Raw genomic sequence first — 17,222 nt, 5'->3', positions numbered from 1 at the left:
AATATCGTTTATTTACCCTACCTCATTTTAAGCCAAAAAAATGGACTGCCTCAGACCGCGCGGATGTGCACAATCTGAGTCAGCCCATATCATCCTAAATTATGCGGATGTTTTCTCATTATTATCTGCAATGTATTCAGTGCCATCTTCCAACATGAGTTTTGGCTGAATTTTATCGGCAATTGTCTCTTTTGTAATGATACATTCCACAATGTCTTCGCGTGAAGGCAAGTCGAACATTACATCAAGCATGATATTCTCGATAATTGAGCGAAGTCCGCGGGCACCGGTTTTGCGTTCAATCGCAAGTTTCGCGATTTCCACAAGTGCTTCGTCTTCGAACGTCAATGTCACACCGTCAAGCTCCATCATTTTCTGGTATTGCTTGATCAATGCGTTTTTCGGTTCAGTAAGAATCTGCACCAAGGCACTTTCATCAAGCTGTTCAAGGCTCGCCAAAACTGGCAAACGGCCAATGAACTCAGGAATCAGACCGAATTTAAGCAAGTCTTCAGGAATCAATTGGCTGAGCAATGATTTGTCGTCAACTTCCTCTTTGTTCGGATCTGCACCGAAACCGATGATTTTATTGCCGAGACGGCGTTTGATGATCTGGTCGACTCCGTCAAAGGCACCACCCACGATAAACAGGACATTCGTCGTGTCGATCTGGATGAATTCCTGATGAGGATGCTTGCGTCCGCCTTGCGGTGGAACGCTTGCAGTCGTACCTTCAAGGATTTTCAGCAATGCTTGCTGAACACCTTCACCTGATACATCACGCGTAATGGACGGGTTCTCTGATTTACGGGCCACTTTATCGATTTCATCGATATAGATGATGCCTTTTTCAGCGCGGTCCACGTCGTAATCTGCGGCCTGGATCAGTTTCAATAGAATGTTCTCGACGTCTTCACCGACATAGCCGGCTTCCGTCAGAGATGTCGCGTCTGCAATTGCAAACGGCACATTAAGGATACGGGCCAAAGTTTGCGCCAATAACGTTTTACCGCTTCCTGTCGGTCCGATCAGAACGATATTCGATTTCGATAATTCGACATCGTCGATCTTGCTCTGGGAATTGACGCGTTTGTAATGGTTGTAGACTGCTACTGCCAGCGATTTTTTCGCTTTGTCCTGACCGATTACGTAACCGCCAAGGATATCCATGATTTCCTTCGGTTTTGGCACTTCTTTGAATTCCACTGCTTCTTCTGTACCAAGCTCTTCTTCTACGATTTCCGTACAAAGCTCAATACATTCGTCACAAATATATACACCCGGTCCTGCAACCAGTTTACGCACCTGCTCTTGTGGTTTGCCACAGAATGAACATTTTAGATGGTCTTTTTCGTCATTAAATTTGAACAATGTATTCACCCCTATTCAAGCCATTATCTTACAAGATTCCAGTGGTTTGAGCAACTAATTAGATTCTATGGAGTTGCAAAGCCCCTATGTGATTTCAATATTCTTCTATGTAGCGAAAACAAGGCGCGTCTCCGCGCCTTGTTTCTTTAGGGTTGTATTAAAAAGCTTATTCTGCGCTTTCAGGGTTGTTTACTTCAGTTGTAATTGTAGCGTTATCCAATAGGAATTCAACTGTATTTTGCATGCGGATATCATTTTCCAGCATTTCAGTGCCGCCAAGAGCCGCTTTGATCTGCTCAATATCCATATTGAATTGGCCTGACATCTTCTCAAGTTCTTTGTCGATGTCTTCAGGAGTCACTTCCATGTTTTCAGCTTCTGCAATCGCTTCGAGTGTCAATGAAACACGTACGCGAGTTTCAGCGTCGCCTTTCATCTGCTCGCGAAGAGCTGCTTCATCCTGTCCGGAGAACTGGAAGTAAAGCTCAAGGTTCATGCCTTGTTGTGTCAAACGCTGTTCGAAGTCCTGCATCATGCGGTCCATTTCTGAATCGATCATGGCCTGCGGGATTTCGATCGTGGCGTTTTCAGCCGCTTTTTGAACCAATTCGTCACGCACTGCTGCATCAGCAGTCGATGCTTTTTCAGCTGCAGCCGCTTCTTTCATTTTCGTGCGGAGTTCATCCAGGCCAGAAACTTCAGAATCGACTTCTTTTGCGAACTCATCGTCCATTTCAGGAAGTTCTTTCCCTTTCACTTCAGTTACTTTCACTTTGAAAGTTGCAGCTTTTCCAGCAAGTTCAGCAGCGTGGTATTCTTCAGGGAAAGTTACTTCAACTTCTTTTTCCTCACCGGATTTAACGCCTACCAATTGCTCTTCAAAACCTGGGATAAATGAGTTTGATCCGATTTCAAGAGAATAATCAGTTCCTGATCCGCCTTCGAATGCTTCGCCGTCGACGAATCCTTCAAAGTCGATTACAGCAGTATCGCCTTCAACGATCGCTTCGTCTTCTTTAACAGCAAGTTCAGCGAAACGTTCCTGGCTCTCTTTCAATTTCTCTTCGATTTCTTCGTCAGTCACTTCAGTTTCAGGTTTTGAAGCTTCAAGGCCTTTGTATTCGCCAAGTGTAACTTCAGGTTTAACCGTCACTTTAGCAGTGAATACGAGCGGCTGCCCTTTTTCAATTGTTTCAATATCGATTTCCGGGCGGTCAACCGGGTTGATTCCAGCTTCTTCAACTGCGTTTGCATAAGCATCCGGCAAGATGAAGTCAAGTGCATCCTGGTAAAGGGATTCTACACCGAAACGTTTTTCAAACATTTGGCGCGGCATTTTACCTTTACGGAATCCTGGTACGTTGATTTCTTTAACAACTTTTTTGAACGCTTTGTCCAGTCCGGCATTTACTTCCTCTGCTGGTACTTCAACCGTAAGTGTTCCTGTGTTACCTTCTTGCTTTTCCCATTTTGCTGACATATATAAGCCCTCCAAACATTTTTTACAAAAGTCATTCATACGTTTATACGAATTTTGACAACTTCAATATTATATCACACCTGGTTTGAGGTTCAACTATTTCTATCCGTTGCGCATTTCAAACCAGTATTCAGCCTGCACGATAAGATTCTGCAGATTCTCATCGCCGGCAAGATCCATTTCGCCGGTGAACAATAAATCCAGGTAGGACATATAGGCTTCCGCCACTTCTTTCGGTTCGTATTCATCCATCAAAAATGGATAAAACAGATAGACATGCCGTTCAAATAGTTCATTCGCCATTTCCAGCCGGGTAGGATCTTTCGCCAGTTCGTCCGCCAGGATCCCTTTGATTTCATGGACACGGGGATTTTCCTGGGGATCCGTCAAGTCCTGGAGATCGACTTCACCGTAATAATGAAACTTATGTACTTTGACCTTTGCCTGGATGCCTTCCTGTTGCATGATGAACAATATGTATGTTTTTGCCAACAGATCGATTTCGGGATGCTCGACCAATGCCAACAGTTTAGCCGTCAGCGGCTGGAATGAAGATGGCGGCAATTCCATCACTTTCCGCTCCTGTTCGTAAGCGTTCATTGCCTGAAAAGCTTCCGGTGTGAATTGTTCGGCATCGATTTTCTCCACCGATTTTGAGGCAATGCGTTCATTCAGATCCCGCAGCAGATGAAATTGCTCCAGCCGCTCTTCCGGCAAAACCTTCTCATCAATCAGCGCCTCGATGACACGCTCCGCTTCTTCAAATTCACGCACTTGCATAAGGATGCTTATGTATAATTCCATTGTTTCCAGATAGTGAATCGGTCCCACATTCAACAGTTCACGGCACACTTCCAGCGCTTCGTCGTAATCACCCAATTCATAAAGGCAATAGGAATAAGCCCCCAGAGCTGCGGGATGTTCGGGCTCATAGGTAAGCACCTGATAAAGGCCGTCCCTGGCTTCTTCGTAACGCTCCTCTTTCAGGAGCGTCATCCCTTCCGTCAGCAGGCGGTTGATCGTTGTCGGAAAAACCACTACATTGCCTTTACGTTTTAAATCTCTGTATTTTTTCCGCATTCAACCACCTCTTTCCATAAGTTAATGTCTTTACATTACCAGCATTTCCTTTATAAATAAATCTAAACCCTCTTACCCGGTTCCTGTCCTGCAATCCTTGGCAGATGGAGGGTTTGCTTAATCTTTATAATAACACTTTAAAGGTTAAGGTGATGTAAATAAAAATCCCTTCCTGAAAGGAAGAGATTCTCATAAAACTGTTCAGTCACCGATCGACAGCCCGTAGGCGACGTATGCACCGATTTCCCGGCAAAAAAACGGGATGATTGTGGCAGCCGAATTGTATTCAGAGCTCGTAGTTGGAGATGAATAGGCTTCAAAGCCCGTGTCCTCTGCCATCTGCAGCGCGCGTTTCATATGTAGAGGATCACTGACGACCAGAAAATTTGCCAGCTCATGCAATTCTGCGATTTCAGAAACATAGCGGAAGTTTTCAATCGTTACCAGTGAGCGGTCTTCGGTTAAAATGTCCTCAAGCGGTATCCCTTGGGATATCGCATAAGCTTTCGAAACGGCGGCTTCAGCGAGCTCTGAGCCATTTGTTTTGCCACCGGTAAAAATGATCTTTTCGACGTAATCGTTTTCGTAAAGCCAAATCGAGTGGTTAATTCTTTCGCGGAGTACTGGAGACGGCTCATCGCCCCACACGGCCGTGCCAAGCACAATGGCCGCATCCGCCTTCACCAATTCAGTCGTTTTGGCGTAAGTCCAAATATCGTAAGCGGCAGAGCCGCTGTATCCAACAAGCATAATCAAAGCAGCCAATAGAATCTTAACAGGAAGTTTAGTCAGCAATACCCGTTCATCCTTCTTTCTGTGATGTTGCCCGGCAAAATCTTATGAATTTTTTTCAGGCCTTTGAACAGTTTAGCAAACTCCCATAGACTTTTGGAAGGGATTTTCAGGAAATAAATTATTGATTTTTGAGGGCTGTTCACTTTGTCTCCATACAATTATATGAGCCTTCCGACCGAAACTTCGGCTGGAAGGCTCCTTCTATAATTTAATTGGAACACCTGACCGGCGACTTGGAAGGGCGTTTCTCTAGATAAACAACTGTCCTTTGCCGATGATGACAGAACTGCCGCCGATTTTCACTTCTCTAATGCCGCCGCTGCGACCCGTTACAGTGATATCGATTTCGCTGGGCCGTCCCATTTCATAACCCTGTTCACTTCGGATGGCATAAACTTCGTTATCACTCCTCGGCAGCAATTGGTGTTCGACCAAATAGGCGCCGAGCGGACCGCTTGCTGCGCCGGTTGCGGGATCTTCCGCAATCCCCATTGCGGGTGCGAACATTCTTGCGTGTACCGCAGCGTCAGCATCTTCTGTTTCTGTCGTAAATGTGAAGATGTGCTGAATCCCCGCGTTTTCGCTGAAATGCTGCTCCCATACATCCTGCCGAAAATGAATTCGCTGAATCGCCTGGAGTGAACGCAACGGGATGAACAGAAAAGCCACACCGGAAGAAACAGTCTGTACCGGATAATCCGAAAACAGATCATCTTCTGATAAAGACAGCAGTTCCGCAGCAAGCTTGCGATTTTCAAACACTTCACTGAAGACGGGCAGCGGCTGTTCCATTTCAACTTTAATAATCTGCCCTTCCTCCTTATGGACAACTACAGGAATTTCTCCTATTTCCTCTTCAAACACCATCTCGTTTTGTCCTTCCTCAGTTGGCATTGCATCGGAAGCAGCCAAAACATAAGCTGCTCCAATAGTAGGGTGTCCAGCCATTGGAAGCTCCATTTGCGGAGTGAAGATTCGCAGCTTTCTGGCATTCCAGCCTACAGCCGATGGAAATACAAAGACTGTTTCAGAAAGATTCAGTTCCCTCGCAATCTTTTGCATCATTTCTCCGGTTAAATCGTCTCTTCCTTCCACGACTGCCAGCTGATTGCCGCCAAAAGGCTCTTCAGTAAATACGTCCGCCAATGTGTATTCCAATGGTTTCATCGTCATTCTCCTTACTTTCTGGTTTTTTTAAGGCAAGCTGATAGCAGCACTTTTTTGTTGCGCCAATGTGAATGAAACAAAACTTTATTTAATTTGTACTTCACTGATGAATCTTTTAATATCTTTCGTTAACTATACCACTTCAGGATTCCCATCTTTATAAAGGATGCATTATTTGAATGCAAAAAAGCAGCCTCTGTAAAAGAGGCTGCTTTAGCGCATAATTACGTCCCAGGAGCGATTCGAACGCCCGACCGACGCCTTAGAAGGGCGTTGCTCTATCCAGCTGAGCTACTGGGACATGGCTTTCTGCTCAATGCAAACTGAACTGTTGTCAGCTCGTTTTGCATTCTATTTCGAAAGACAATTTTAATTATAGAAATCTTTCAAGAAAAAGTCAATGCTATTTTAAAAAAACATTAAAGAACGGTTTATATAAGTTGAAGTAAAGGATTATATTTTCATTATGCTTCGGACAAGGGCAAAGATTATGCTCCTGCGCAAGCTAGTCGCAAAGACCACTCGTCCGGCGTTGCCACGCCTGCGCTTAATGAATTCTCTAGAGATATGGAGCAAAACAGCGCAGACGCCTTAAACACAGGGTTAAATAAGCATGCTCCTGTCTCTGCATCGCTGCGCTAGCTTCGAGACATGAAAGAGCGTTGCATCGCTTCGCTGCTTCGTCGCAAAGACTTGACCTCGCAAGCTTCGGCCAATGTCTTAGCAAGCTGTTTTGCGGAATATCGGCTACTAAAAATTATTAGTTCAACTTATATGCCTCGGTCAGTGTTCAATTACCAGACAAGCCCGGCATCGTTTTCCCTAATTCGCGAATAGCATTACCCCGATGGGAAACGGATGCTTTTTCTTCAGGTTCCATTTCAGCCATCGTTTTTTCGAATTCAGGAACGTAAAAAATCGGATCATAGCCGAAGCCTTTATCACCTTTCCGTTCATCGGTGATCAGGCCTTCACATGTACCTTCGAAGATGATTGTCTCCTGGCCAGGAGATGCCAAAGCCAGTACACAGCGGAAACGCGCTGTTTTTTCATCATCGGGAACCTGGACCATTTTCTGCAGCACTTTGTCGATATTCGACTCGTCGTTCTTTTCATCTCCCGAATAACGTGCAGAATAGACACCCGGCTCTCCGTCAAGCGCTTCGATTTCAAGGCCGCTGTCATCCGCGATAACGGTCGCCTGCAGCTCCTGTGCGATTGCTTCCGCTTTCAGGATCGCATTCGCTTCGAATGTCTCCCCTGTTTCTTCCACATCGATATGCGGTGCCACATCATGCAAAGTCAAAACCTTATAGCCCATCGGCTCGAGCAATGCTTCAAAATCCTTTGCCTTGCCTTTATTTTTTGTCGCAATGATTATTTCTTTCATAATTCCGACCTCGTCTCTTCTCCGATTCGCGCTGCAGCTTCGCCCAAGATTTCTTTCTGCATTTCGATCAGGCGGCGGATGCCCGTTTCTCCAAGATCGAGCATTTCATTCAATTGAACTCTTGTAAATGTCGATTCTTCACCCGTGCCCTGCAATTCGACAAAATTGCCCTTGCCGGTCATGACGAGGTTCATATCGACTTCAGCCGTCGAGTCTTCGAGATAATCCAAATCAAGGATAGCGCCATTGTCTTTCGTCATGCCTACGCTCGTAGCAGCCAGATAATCCGTTACCGGGAAAGCTGTGAGCTCCAGTTCACTGACGGCCATCACCATTGCCACAAACGCGCCGGTGATTGATGCTGTCCGGGTACCGCCGTCTGCCTGAATGACGTCACAATCGAGCCACAGAGTGCGTTCACCCAGCTTTTCAAGGTCCACAACAGCGCGCAGTGCACGGCCGATGAGGCGTTGGATTTCCATCGTGCGGCCACCGATTTTACCTGCAGAAGCCTCACGGCGATTGCGGCTTCCTGTAGCGCGTGGAAGCATGGAATATTCAGCCGTAATCCAGCCCTTCCCCTGGCCTCTCAGAAACCCTGGCACCTTTTCTTCTATCGTTGCGGTACAAATCACTTTTGTTTGGCCGACCGTAATCAGGACGGAGCCTTCCGGATGAATCAAAAATTCGGTTTGCATTTTTACAGGACGCAGTTCGTCCGCTTTTCTTTGGTCTGCTCTAGTCATGGATATCCTCCTTATATTTACTCGATTAGCGTACCATATTTTAATGAAGGCGACAAAAAACCTGACAGCAGCGCCATCAGGTTTTGGGGAATTTTATGGAATGAATGACAGGCTTGTCGATTTCCAGCCATTTTTTTATTATCGTCTGAAAAATCGCGGTTGATCCTGAGGTATAGAACTCGTGAACCGGCTTGCTTTTCGCATCAGCCAGCATATTCCGAAAGCGCAAATGATTTTCAACGTCTTTTGCCGTTTCCGAAGCGGACGAAAGGACGGTCACCGAAGGTCCGAATTTTTCTTCAATGAAACCTTGCAGAAGCGGATAATGTGTACAGCCAAGAATCGCGGTATCAAACGATTTATAATTTAACTCCGCTAACGTTTCCCGCACCATCTTCCGGGCGAAATCGCCTTCGTACTCATCACTTTCCACCAGAGGAACGAATTTCGGGCAAGCAAGCTGCACTATATGGCAGGCAGACATCAATGACTTTAACGCATCCTCATACGCACCGCTTCTGACCGTCCCATCCGTTCCAAGGACGGCGATTTCCTTTGTCAGGGAAACTTTCATCGCTGCCCGCGCCCCGGGAAAAATGACACCGATCACAGGGATCGGCAATTTTCGCTGGAGGGAATCGAGCGCTGCCGCCGTAGCGGTATTGCAGGCGATCACCAATACTTTGATGTTTTTTTTCATCAGCGCCCGCGCCATCTGCCAGGTATATTTCCTGACTTCCGACTGCGGCCGCGGTCCATATGGACACCTCGCATTGTCTCCGATATAAAGTACTTTTTCATTTGGCAGGAGCCGCATAATCTCTTTCGCTACCGTCAGTCCTCCGACTCCGGAATCGATTACTCCGATTGGCGCATTTGCTAGCATTGTTCCGCCCCTATTTCATGTTTGTGTGCAACTTCTCCAGTAAAAAAGAAAATTGCTCCACTTCATCTTCGTTGAATTCCTTCAGTACATTCTGCAAATAATCCTGCCGTTTGTGGATTACTTCTTCAATAATCCGTTCGCCTTCCTTCAGAAGCTTGATGCGAACAACACGGCGGTCCTGCTCTTCACGTATACGGACAACCAGTTCATTCTTTTCCATGCGGTCTACAAGATCCGTTGTCGTGCTGAAGGCAAGATACATTTTGTTCGACAGATCGCCGATCGTCATATCGCCATGTTCGAACAGCCACTGCAGCGCAATGAATTGCGGTGGCGTTATTGTATAGGAATTGAGAATTTCACGGCCTTTTTGCTTGATAATACCGGAAATATAACGCAATTCCTTTTCCATAAACGCTACCCGATCCCTGTCATGGGTCAGGTCATTTAAATTTTCAGTCATAATTAACGTCCACTCCTTGAATACAACTATTACTTACTATACTGAAGGTTTTTTTCTGATTTAGCAAGAACTGACTTAATTTTCAGATGAAATTAATCGGCGGCTGCCGAAAAGCTCTTTTTCTGCTTCTGTCCATGGATGGCCTTTGCCGGTCACTTTGGAAATCTGTACCATGGCGCCGCGCCCGGTAAAGCAAGTTTCGCCTTTTGCGTTGACGACCCAGTAATGGACATCGATCGATGATCTGCCGACCGAAGCAATTTTGACGTAAACATCGAGCATTTCATCAAAATAAACCTGCTGGGTGTAATCGACCTGCATATCAGCGATCACCGGAAATAAATCTCCTGACCCTTTCAGCCAGCGTTGCATCAAGCCCAATTCTTTCATATATTCAATCCGCGCAAATTCAAAATACGTGATCGGCACCGTATTGTTGACATGCCCGAACATATCCGTTTCAGAAAAACGAACCTGCACGCTTGCCGAAAATTCGAACTCCTCTTTCCACTGTTCAAAATCTGTAATGTAATTTGCTTTCATAATGAATGCCTCCAGTTAAATATCGCTTACTATTTTATTAGTATAACAAAAAGTGTTGTGGGAGGCTTATAATTTCATTTTTTAGAGAATGTATTGATAATTTTTTGCTATATCTGTAATAACCGATATTCCGCAAAACAGCTTTGCTTGCCTGGGGGCTCGCGCTGAGCTAACTCGGGCTCACCGCCCGAGTGGATCTCAGCACTTCGCTTGATCCCCTGGGCGTCTGCGCTGTTTTGCTCCATATCTTAGGGACTCTCTAAACTAAATTTAATCACTCAGCGCCGGCGCGGCTAAGGGACGGGGCGGAGCAATAAGACGAGTGTTCTTCTCGGCTTATTGCGGGAGCTTAGTCCAAAGCGCCGAAGTGGCAATAATCTACTAGTTCATTTAAATCAAAATATTAAAATGGACATAAAAAACCCCCACCAAAGTGGAGGTTTTGCTGTATTAATTAAACTGCATGGTCGCTTCCGAAGAAGTTGCGGAACATTTGAACAGTAGTTTCACGGTTCAATGCTGCGATTGAAGTTGTCAAAGGAATACCTTTAGGGCAAGATTCAACACAGTTTTGTGAGTTACCGCAAGATGCAAGGCCGCCTTCGCCCATGATGGCGTTCAAACGCTCATCACGGTTCATGGCGCCAGTCGGATGCGCGTTCATCAGGCGAACCTGAGAAAGTGCTGCGGGTCCAATGAAATCAGATTTATCGTTGACGTTCGGGCATGCTTCAAGGCAAACACCGCAAGTCATACATTTTGATAATTCGTAAGCCCATTGGCGTTTACGTTCAGGCATACGTGGACCTTCGCCAAGATCATGTGTTCCGTCAATCGGAACCCAAGCTTTGACTTTTTTCAATGAATCGAACATGCGGGTGCGGTCAACGACAAGGTCGCGGACAACCGGGAATGTTTTCATCGGCTGTAAACGGATCGGCTGTTCCAATTGATCGACCAACGCAGTACACGACTGGCGTGCTTTGCCGTTGATGACCATTGAACATGCTCCACAAACTTCCTCAAGACAGTTCATGTCCCAGTTTACAGGTGTTGTTTTCTTCCCTTCGATATTGACAGGGTTGCGTCGGATCTCCATCAATGCCGAAATGACATTCATGTTGGCGCGGTATGGCAATTCGAATTTCTCGAAGTACGTCTCTGCATCTGTAGAATCGCGGCGTTCGATTTCAAAAATTACCGTTTTTGCTGCTTCACCCATAGTAATTCTATCTCCCTTCTATAACTCGTTACCTTATGCTTTGGCTGAATAATCACGCTTGCGCGGTGGAATCAATCCAGTATCAACTTCTTCGAAATGGAAGATCGGTGCGTCATAGCCATTGAATTTCGCCATAGTCGTTTTCAAGAATTCTTCATCGTTACGTTCAGGGAAATCAGGTTTGTAGTGTGCTCCGCGGCTTTCATTGCGGTTCAACGCTCCAATTGTGATTACTCTTGCTAAATGTAGCATATTTTTGAGCTGGCGTGTGAACATAGCGCCTTGGTTGCTCCAAAGTTGTGTATCTGTGATGTTGATATTATTGAAACGCTCAAGCAATTCCTGGATTTTCTCGTCCGTTTTCTGAAGACGATCGTTATAACGAACAACTGTTACATTATCCGTCATCCATTCGCCAAGCTCTTTGTGCAGCACATATGCGTTCTCTGTTCCATCAAGTGCCAGGATTTCATCCCATTTGCGCTGCTCTTCAGCAACTGCATTATCGAAGATGTCTGAAGGCATATCTTCTGCCAGAACTTCAAGGCCATTGATGTAATCAAGAGCGAAAGGTCCTGCCACCATTCCGCCGTAAATAGCTGAAAGAAGTGAGTTCGCGCCCAAACGGTTTGCACCGTGCTGCGAATAATCACATTCACCGGCAGCCAAAACGCCAGGAATGCTGGTGAATTGGTGATCATCAACCCAAAGCCCACCCATTGAATAATGGACTGCCGGGAAGATTTTCATCGGAACTTTACGCGGGTCGTCGCCTGTGAACTTCTCATAGATCTCGATGATGCCGCCAAGTTTGATATCCAATTCTTTCGGGTCTTTATGGGAAAGATCCAGGTAAACCATGTTCTCGCCGTTGATGCCGAGCTTTTGATTGACGCAGACGTCAAAAATTTCGCGTGTTGCGATATCACGCGGCACAAGGTTTCCGTAAGCCGGATATTTTTCTTCAAGGAAATACCAAGGTTTTCCGTCTTTATAAGTCCAAATCCGTCCACCTTCTCCACGAGCCGATTCCGACATCAGACGAAGCTTATCGTCTCCCGGAATAGCAGTCGGGTGAATTTGGATAAATTCGCCGTTTGCGTAATATGCACCTTGCTGATAGACGATGGAAGCGGCAGCTCCTGTGTTGATTACGGAGTTTGTCGATTTTCCGAAGATGATCCCTGGTCCGCCGGTAGCCATGATAACAGCATCTCCGCGGAACGCCTGGATTTCCATAGTCGTCATATTCTGAGCAGTGATCCCGCGGGAGACACCGTTTTCATCCAGAATCAGGCCTAGGAATTCCCAGCCTTCGTATTTCGTTACAAGACCGCTCACTTCGTGGCGACGGACCTGCTCATCAAGTGCGTAAAGCAATTGCTGGCCGGTAGTTGCGCCGGCAAAAGCCGTTCTGTGGTGCATCGTACCACCGAAACGGCGGAAATCCAAAAGACCTTCCGGCGTACGGTTGAACATAACGCCCATGCGGTCAAGCAGGCGGATAATCGCTGGCGCCGCATCTGTCATCATTTTGACAGGACGCTGGTTGGCAAGGAAATCCCCGCCGTAAACCGTGTCATCAAAATGGATATCAGGTGAATCGCCTTCACCTTTCGTGTTTACCGCTCCGTTGATTCCGCCCTGTGCACAAACCGAGTGGGATCTTTTAACCGGAACGATTGAAAATAAATCGATTGACGCACCAGCCTCAGCGCCTTTTACAGCCGCCATCAAACCGGCAAGCCCGCCACCGACAATAATAAGTTTGCCTTTCGCCATTTTGGTATTCACTCCTCTTTTAATTCACCAATAATCGATTTCGTATTAAACGAATGCGAATAAAGCACGGATACCAATAATTGACAATACCAGGAACACCAAAAGTGTGAAGTACGTCGTATATCGCTGAGCTTTTTCGGACTGCGTGATCCCCCAAGTTACAAGGAATGACCATAGGCCGTTCGCAAAGTGGAAAGTAGCTGTTAGAACACCGACAACGTAGAATGCAAACATCCACGGATTGTCCAGAATGTTGGCCATCATGTTGAAATCAGCCTCTGCAGCGCCGATTGCCACCTGGAAACGGGTTTCAAACACGTGCCATGCGATGAATACTACAAGGAATACGCCCGTATAACGCTGCAACTTAAATAGAATATTGCGCATATAGCTGTATTTCCCTACGTTGTTGCGTGACGTGAATGCTATGTATACACCGTAGAAAGCGTGATACATAATCGGCAGATAAATAACGAAAATCTCCAGGAAAATTACGAACGGAAGGTTCGCCATGAAGTGGGATGCGGTATTAAATGCCTCGACACCTTGTGTTGCGAAGTGGTTGATGAACAAATGCTGTACAAGGAATAAACCGATTGGAACGATTCCCAGCAATGAGTGCAACCTGCGCAATAAAAATTCACGATTATCCAAAACTGTTAGCCTCCTCAAAACATTAATAAGGCAGTGAATGCTGCAATCGATATTTTACGAAAGCATCCATTGACTGCATGGAACATCATGATACAATAATATGACATATTTATTGTACTCCGCTCAATTAGGAGCGTCAAGGCAACGTACGTTAATTCAGCAGATTCCCTACCGGGTTTCACCTTATTGAAAGTGGGTTTACAATGACTGCAAAAGAACCTGAAATAAACAATCATTTTGGCTATGAAATTATTCGTGACCATGTATTATCCGACATATTGGGAAAACACGAGAGCGACGTCCTCTATTGGGCCGGCAAATCACTCGCCCGCAAATTCCCGCTCTTCTCTCTCGATGAAGCAGCCGACTTCTTCCTCCAGGCAGAATTTGGCGATTTAGTGACAGAAAAGTCAGGAAAAGATGAAATAATTTTTATCTTGCGTCCTTTTAAGATGGAAAATCGATGTTTCAAACTTGAGGCCGGCTTTTTGGCCCAGCAGAAGCAAAAACTCGGTGGATTCTTGACGGAAGCTTACGAAGAAGTGCTGCCGAAGAAGAAATCGGTCCGAATTACGCTGAAAACTGACCTGCGCGAGCAAGTTTAATCTGAATATGACAAGGATCGGCCGTCTCCGTGGGTGTGGGGGCGGTTTTTTGTGGGGTATTTCAGTTGGGATGAGTGGCAAAATTGGTTTGTGTGCGGTAATCCATTTTTATGTGCGATAAATAAAATTTGTGTGCGATTATTTAAATTTGTGTGCGATTAAACCGATTTGTGTGCGATAAATTCGTTTTGTGTGCAGAATGAGATTTTTTGGATATTTTAAATAAAAAAATACACCTCACATGAAGGTGCATCAAACACAAAATCATTCTATTTTTAAATACTTACGATTCTTCTTCGCGCCTTTAATCTTCAAGCCTGCTCCAGAAAGCATCCTATAGATAGTATATCTGGATTCTACCCCGGTAAATCTCCCGAACTCCTTAGTGTCTATTTCCGAACCTATCAACTCAAAATACTCTTGTAGAACCAGCTTATGCGCGTCCTTATTCCGGTGGCCGCAAACTATACATCGCCAAACCTTGTTTATCCTCTCCACCGCAATTCCCCGGCACTCGACGCATTTCACACCCGTCTTCAGCTCACGCGGGTCGATCCGGTAATAGTCGCACAGCGGCGGCCTTTCATATGGATGGCTGTTCGATTCGATGACTCTTCGAATTCTGTGCGGCTTAGGGGAGTCAGCCGTTGTTTTCTGTGATTCCAGAATTCTATAAACCGTTTCGACCACCTGATACGTCTTGCAGATATTCAGGCCCGCCGGCTTCGAAATAAATTCGCAATGCTTTGGCGTAAAAACTGCCACTCCAAAAATTGGGGGATGCGGAATCTTCCTTTTATCCAGCCACAGCTCAAGAAAGCGTACATGCTTGGCGAGCTGCACCCGTGGATCATCGAATACCCATTTTTCGCCTTCATTGTTGAATCGATAACATTCTTGTGTTGACCCGTCAAAATGGATCTTCCCGCTGATGTTCTTCGAGTCGATGATGATCAGGCAGCGCGGAGTCACCAGCAGGCCGTCGATTTGAACTTTCCAGTCATCCAGCCGCAAGCCGGTATCCCACAAAAGTTCATAAGGTTCATGCCAATGAAATTCAATCATTTTATCGTGGAGCCGTTGCTCGCCCCGCACCCCTGCTTCATATCGATGCAATTCCTTTTGCAGGTATACTTGTTGTGAATGTCCAGCCGGCAGCCGCTCCATCAGCAGCCGCAAACACTCACCCATCGCCAATCGTTCCTCCCCTATCCGAATCCCCGCCTCTCCAGTTAATTATCTGAATTATAACATTAATGAATCAGGTTCAAATGACGAATTGAAAAAATCTTCGCGGATGCGAAGATTTCCTCAAGACATTGGATTATTATCGCCCGGCGATAATAATCCGCTTTTGGCCTTTGCTACTTTGCTATTTCCGCCACTCTAAGCGTACTGCTTCGCAAAAATGCCTAGCCCTTTCTCACTCCAGTCCATAAGCCGCGTGCAGCGTGTTCGCTGATTTTTCCATATCCACACCTGGCACCACGACAGAAATTTTGATTTCCGAAGTACTGACCATTTTCACCGGAATTTCCGATTGGCGCAGGATGTCGAACATGCGGGCTGCAACACCCGGGTTCGATACCATACCGGAGCCGACGATGGAGACTTTCGCCAGTCCGACTTCAAATTCGGTGGATTGGAAGCCGATCGTTTCTTTATTGACATCAAGCACACGGCGCACTTCTTCCAGGCTGTCCTCTTTTATTGAAAATGACACCGAAGGCTGGAATTCGTCCGAGATGCTTTGGACGATGATGTCCACATCGATCAGATTTTCCGCCAGGGTCATAAAGATATTCGCCAATGAACCGTTGAAGGGTTTATTGTATGTAACGGTTACACGCGCAATGCCCGGCTCGAATGCTACGCCTCGGACAATCAGATTTTTTTCCACAGTGACCACCTCTTGTATGATAGTTCCCGGTTCGTCGGAATAACTTGCCCGGACGGTTAATGGGACGTTGTTGTTTTTCGCGAATTCCACTGCGCGCGGATGCAGTACGCCGGCGCCAAGGTTCGCGAGTTCCAGCATTTCATCGTACGAAATCTGCTCCAGCTTGCGTGCGCCGCTGACATAGCGCGGGTCGGACGTGTAGACGCCGTCGACATCCGTAAAGATGTCGCATTTCTCCGCTTTTAAAGCGGCAGCGAGTGCCACAGCTGTCGTGTCGGAGCCGCCGCGTCCGAGCGTCGTGATGTTGCCGATGCTGTCGACGCCCTGGAATCCGGCGACGACTGCGAAAAATCCGTTTTCCAGAACCGCTTCCAGCCGTTCGGTATGGATCTGCTCGATCCGTGCATTGCGTGGAACGGATTCCGTTTCAATACCTGCCTGCCACCCAGTGAACGATACCGCTTCGTGGCCAAGCTGTTTGAATGCCATCGCCAGGAGTGAAATCGTCACCTGTTCGCCTGTCGCCAGCAGCATATCCATCTCCCGCTTCGGCGGTTCGACAGAAATTTCTGCGGCCAATCCGAGCAATGTGTCTGTGGTCTTGCCCATTGCGGAAACCACAATGACGACCCGTTTCCCTTGTTCTTTTTCCATTATTGCCCGTTTCGCTACGCCGATAATATTCTCTGGCGTCGCCACTGACGTTCCGCCAAATTTCATAACTACTGTTTCCATCTTTTATCCACTCCCACATCAGTATGTGGCTCCCATTGCGAAAAGTGCAGGCGTCCGTTCAGCCCCGACAGGCTTAAGGCAGGATACCGAAGTGGCGCTTTTTGCCACATAGGTAGACTGACTTAAGATCCCGAGGGGCTGGACGCCGGAACTAGACACAAAAAAAGGCAGCCTGCCGTCTAACCGGCAAACTACCTCTTTCATCATGTACGAAATAAAACGTCCATGTGAGATAGCCCTCCAGAGATTGACTCTGACAGCCCTGCATCTCTTAAATGCAGAACCAGCGTGTTCGGCTGCAGCCTTCACACACTTCGGCGAGCGTCCCTTTTCCCATCCTTCACAGATTCTGCAAATCTCCGGATGGCTACTTTTGACGGTCGCGCCTCTATCACCACTTTTT

General features: G+C 46.5%; 16 protein-coding genes, 1 tRNA gene and 1 riboswitch. Of the genes, 1 reads left to right on the top strand and 16 read right to left on the bottom strand.

Annotation, left to right across the window (positions count from 1 at the left end):
* Nucleotides 1-99 precede the first annotated feature (99 nt).
* From clpX to ACFQ1X_RS03350, 14 genes are all read right to left on the bottom strand, one after another.
* Entirely contained in the window at nt 100-1,371 is a 1,272-nt protein-coding gene (gene clpX, locus ACFQ1X_RS03415; RefSeq protein WP_144838954.1) for an ATP-dependent protease ATP-binding subunit ClpX, read from the bottom strand.
* A gap of 166 nt (nt 1,372-1,537) precedes the next feature.
* Nucleotides 1,538-2,851, bottom strand: coding sequence for a trigger factor (gene tig / locus ACFQ1X_RS03410; RefSeq protein WP_144838952.1), 1,314 nt, complete (start codon nt 2,849-2,851; stop codon nt 1,538-1,540).
* 102 nt (nt 2,852-2,953) lie between these two features.
* The gene (locus ACFQ1X_RS03405) at nt 2,954-3,931 is read right to left on the bottom strand and encodes a tetratricopeptide repeat protein (protein WP_144838950.1); all 978 of its coding nucleotides are present in this window, start codon (nt 3,929-3,931) and stop codon (nt 2,954-2,956) included.
* A 201-nt stretch (nt 3,932-4,132) separates the two neighbouring features.
* Nucleotides 4,133-4,726, bottom strand: coding sequence for a YdcF family protein (locus tag ACFQ1X_RS03400; RefSeq protein ID WP_379081351.1), 594 nt, complete (start codon nt 4,724-4,726; stop codon nt 4,133-4,135).
* 249 nt (nt 4,727-4,975) lie between these two features.
* Entirely contained in the window at nt 4,976-5,893 is a 918-nt protein-coding gene (locus ACFQ1X_RS03395) for a PhzF family phenazine biosynthesis protein (RefSeq protein ID WP_144838948.1), read from the bottom strand.
* Nucleotides 5,894-6,120: 227 nt separating this feature from the next.
* Nucleotides 6,121-6,194, bottom strand: a tRNA-Arg gene (locus tag ACFQ1X_RS03390).
* Between the two features lie 489 nt (nt 6,195-6,683).
* A complete protein-coding gene (locus ACFQ1X_RS03385; protein WP_144838946.1) occupies nt 6,684-7,283 on the bottom strand; it encodes an XTP/dITP diphosphatase in 600 nt (199 codons plus the stop codon).
* Entirely contained in the window at nt 7,280-8,029 is a 750-nt protein-coding gene (gene rph, locus ACFQ1X_RS03380; protein WP_144838944.1) for a ribonuclease PH, read from the bottom strand. Before rph ends, ACFQ1X_RS03385 begins: the two co-directional genes overlap by 4 nt.
* Nucleotides 8,030-8,105: 76 nt before the next feature.
* Entirely contained in the window at nt 8,106-8,915 is an 810-nt protein-coding gene (racE, locus tag ACFQ1X_RS03375; RefSeq protein WP_144838942.1) for a glutamate racemase, read from the bottom strand.
* Nucleotides 8,916-8,925: 10 nt separating this feature from the next.
* A complete protein-coding gene (locus ACFQ1X_RS03370) occupies nt 8,926-9,378 on the bottom strand; it encodes a MarR family winged helix-turn-helix transcriptional regulator (protein ID WP_144838940.1) in 453 nt (150 codons plus the stop codon).
* A 75-nt stretch (nt 9,379-9,453) separates the two neighbouring features.
* Nucleotides 9,454-9,921 (bottom strand): acyl-CoA thioesterase, encoded by a 468-nt coding sequence (locus ACFQ1X_RS03365; RefSeq protein WP_379081345.1) that lies wholly within the window; start codon nt 9,919-9,921, stop codon nt 9,454-9,456.
* A 454-nt stretch (nt 9,922-10,375) separates the two neighbouring features.
* Nucleotides 10,376-11,143 carry a succinate dehydrogenase iron-sulfur subunit gene (gene sdhB / locus ACFQ1X_RS03360; protein ID WP_144838936.1) on the bottom strand — a complete coding sequence of 256 codons (768 nt, stop codon included), beginning with the start codon at nt 11,141-11,143 and terminating at the stop codon, nt 10,376-10,378.
* A 33-nt stretch (nt 11,144-11,176) separates the two neighbouring features.
* Entirely contained in the window at nt 11,177-12,925 is a 1,749-nt protein-coding gene (gene sdhA / locus ACFQ1X_RS03355; RefSeq protein WP_144838934.1) for a succinate dehydrogenase flavoprotein subunit, read from the bottom strand.
* 45 nt (nt 12,926-12,970) lie between these two features.
* Nucleotides 12,971-13,579: a succinate dehydrogenase cytochrome b558 subunit gene (locus ACFQ1X_RS03350; protein ID WP_144838932.1), complete on the bottom strand. Its 609-nt coding sequence runs from the start codon at nt 13,577-13,579 to the stop codon at nt 12,971-12,973.
* Between the two features lie 203 nt (nt 13,580-13,782).
* Here ACFQ1X_RS03350 and ACFQ1X_RS03345 point away from each other — a divergent pair, with 203 nt between their 5' ends.
* A complete protein-coding gene (locus ACFQ1X_RS03345; RefSeq protein WP_144838930.1) occupies nt 13,783-14,184 on the top strand; it encodes a YslB family protein in 402 nt (133 codons plus the stop codon).
* A 264-nt stretch (nt 14,185-14,448) separates the two neighbouring features.
* Here the strand turns inward: ACFQ1X_RS03345 and ACFQ1X_RS03340 are convergent, their stop codons facing one another.
* Nucleotides 14,449-15,375, bottom strand: coding sequence for a nuclease-related domain-containing protein (locus ACFQ1X_RS03340; RefSeq protein ID WP_144838928.1), 927 nt, complete (start codon nt 15,373-15,375; stop codon nt 14,449-14,451).
* 232 nt (nt 15,376-15,607) lie between these two features.
* The gene (locus ACFQ1X_RS03335; protein WP_144838926.1) at nt 15,608-16,819 is read right to left on the bottom strand and encodes an aspartate kinase; all 1,212 of its coding nucleotides are present in this window, start codon (nt 16,817-16,819) and stop codon (nt 15,608-15,610) included.
* A 225-nt stretch (nt 16,820-17,044) separates the two neighbouring features.
* A riboswitch (Lysine riboswitch) is annotated at nt 17,045-17,218 on the bottom strand.
* Nucleotides 17,219-17,222 lie beyond the last annotated feature (4 nt).

Origin of the sequence: Metaplanococcus flavidus (genome assembly GCF_042675885.1) — a bacterium.
Classification (GTDB): domain Bacteria; phylum Bacillota; class Bacilli; order Bacillales_A; family Planococcaceae; genus Planococcus; species Planococcus flavidus.
The sequence above is the reverse complement of the archived record's forward strand: the minus strand, read 5'-3'. Positions and strand labels throughout refer to the sequence as shown.

What these genes read in the sequence shown, in the direction of transcription:
- tig (WP_144838952.1), bottom strand. Translation starts at nt 2,851, where the DNA reads ATGTCAGCAAAATGGGAAAAGCAAGAAGGTAACACAGGAACACTTACG.
- ACFQ1X_RS03405 (WP_144838950.1), bottom strand. Translation starts at nt 3,931, where the DNA reads ATGCGGAAAAAATACAGAGATTTAAAACGTAAAGGCAATGTAGTGGTT.
- ACFQ1X_RS03395 (WP_144838948.1), bottom strand. Translation starts at nt 5,893, where the DNA reads ATGAAACCATTGGAATACACATTGGCGGACGTATTTACTGAAGAGCCT.
- ACFQ1X_RS03385 (WP_144838946.1), bottom strand. Translation starts at nt 7,283, where the DNA reads ATGAAAGAAATAATCATTGCGACAAAAAATAAAGGCAAGGCAAAGGAT.
- rph (WP_144838944.1), bottom strand. Translation starts at nt 8,029, where the DNA reads ATGACTAGAGCAGACCAAAGAAAAGCGGACGAACTGCGTCCTGTAAAA.
- racE (WP_144838942.1), bottom strand. Translation starts at nt 8,915, where the DNA reads ATGCTAGCAAATGCGCCAATCGGAGTAATCGATTCCGGAGTCGGAGGA.
- ACFQ1X_RS03370 (WP_144838940.1), bottom strand. Translation starts at nt 9,378, where the DNA reads ATGACTGAAAATTTAAATGACCTGACCCATGACAGGGATCGGGTAGCG.
- ACFQ1X_RS03365 (WP_379081345.1), bottom strand. Translation starts at nt 9,921, where the DNA reads ATGAAAGCAAATTACATTACAGATTTTGAACAGTGGAAAGAGGAGTTC.
- sdhB (WP_144838936.1), bottom strand. Translation starts at nt 11,143, where the DNA reads ATGGGTGAAGCAGCAAAAACGGTAATTTTTGAAATCGAACGCCGCGAT.
- sdhA (WP_144838934.1), bottom strand. Translation starts at nt 12,925, where the DNA reads ATGGCGAAAGGCAAACTTATTATTGTCGGTGGCGGGCTTGCCGGTTTG.
- ACFQ1X_RS03345 (WP_144838930.1), top strand. Translation starts at nt 13,783, where the DNA reads ATGACTGCAAAAGAACCTGAAATAAACAATCATTTTGGCTATGAAATT.
- ACFQ1X_RS03340 (WP_144838928.1), bottom strand. Translation starts at nt 15,375, where the DNA reads ATGGGTGAGTGTTTGCGGCTGCTGATGGAGCGGCTGCCGGCTGGACAT.
- ACFQ1X_RS03335 (WP_144838926.1), bottom strand. Translation starts at nt 16,819, where the DNA reads ATGGAAACAGTAGTTATGAAATTTGGCGGAACGTCAGTGGCGACGCCA.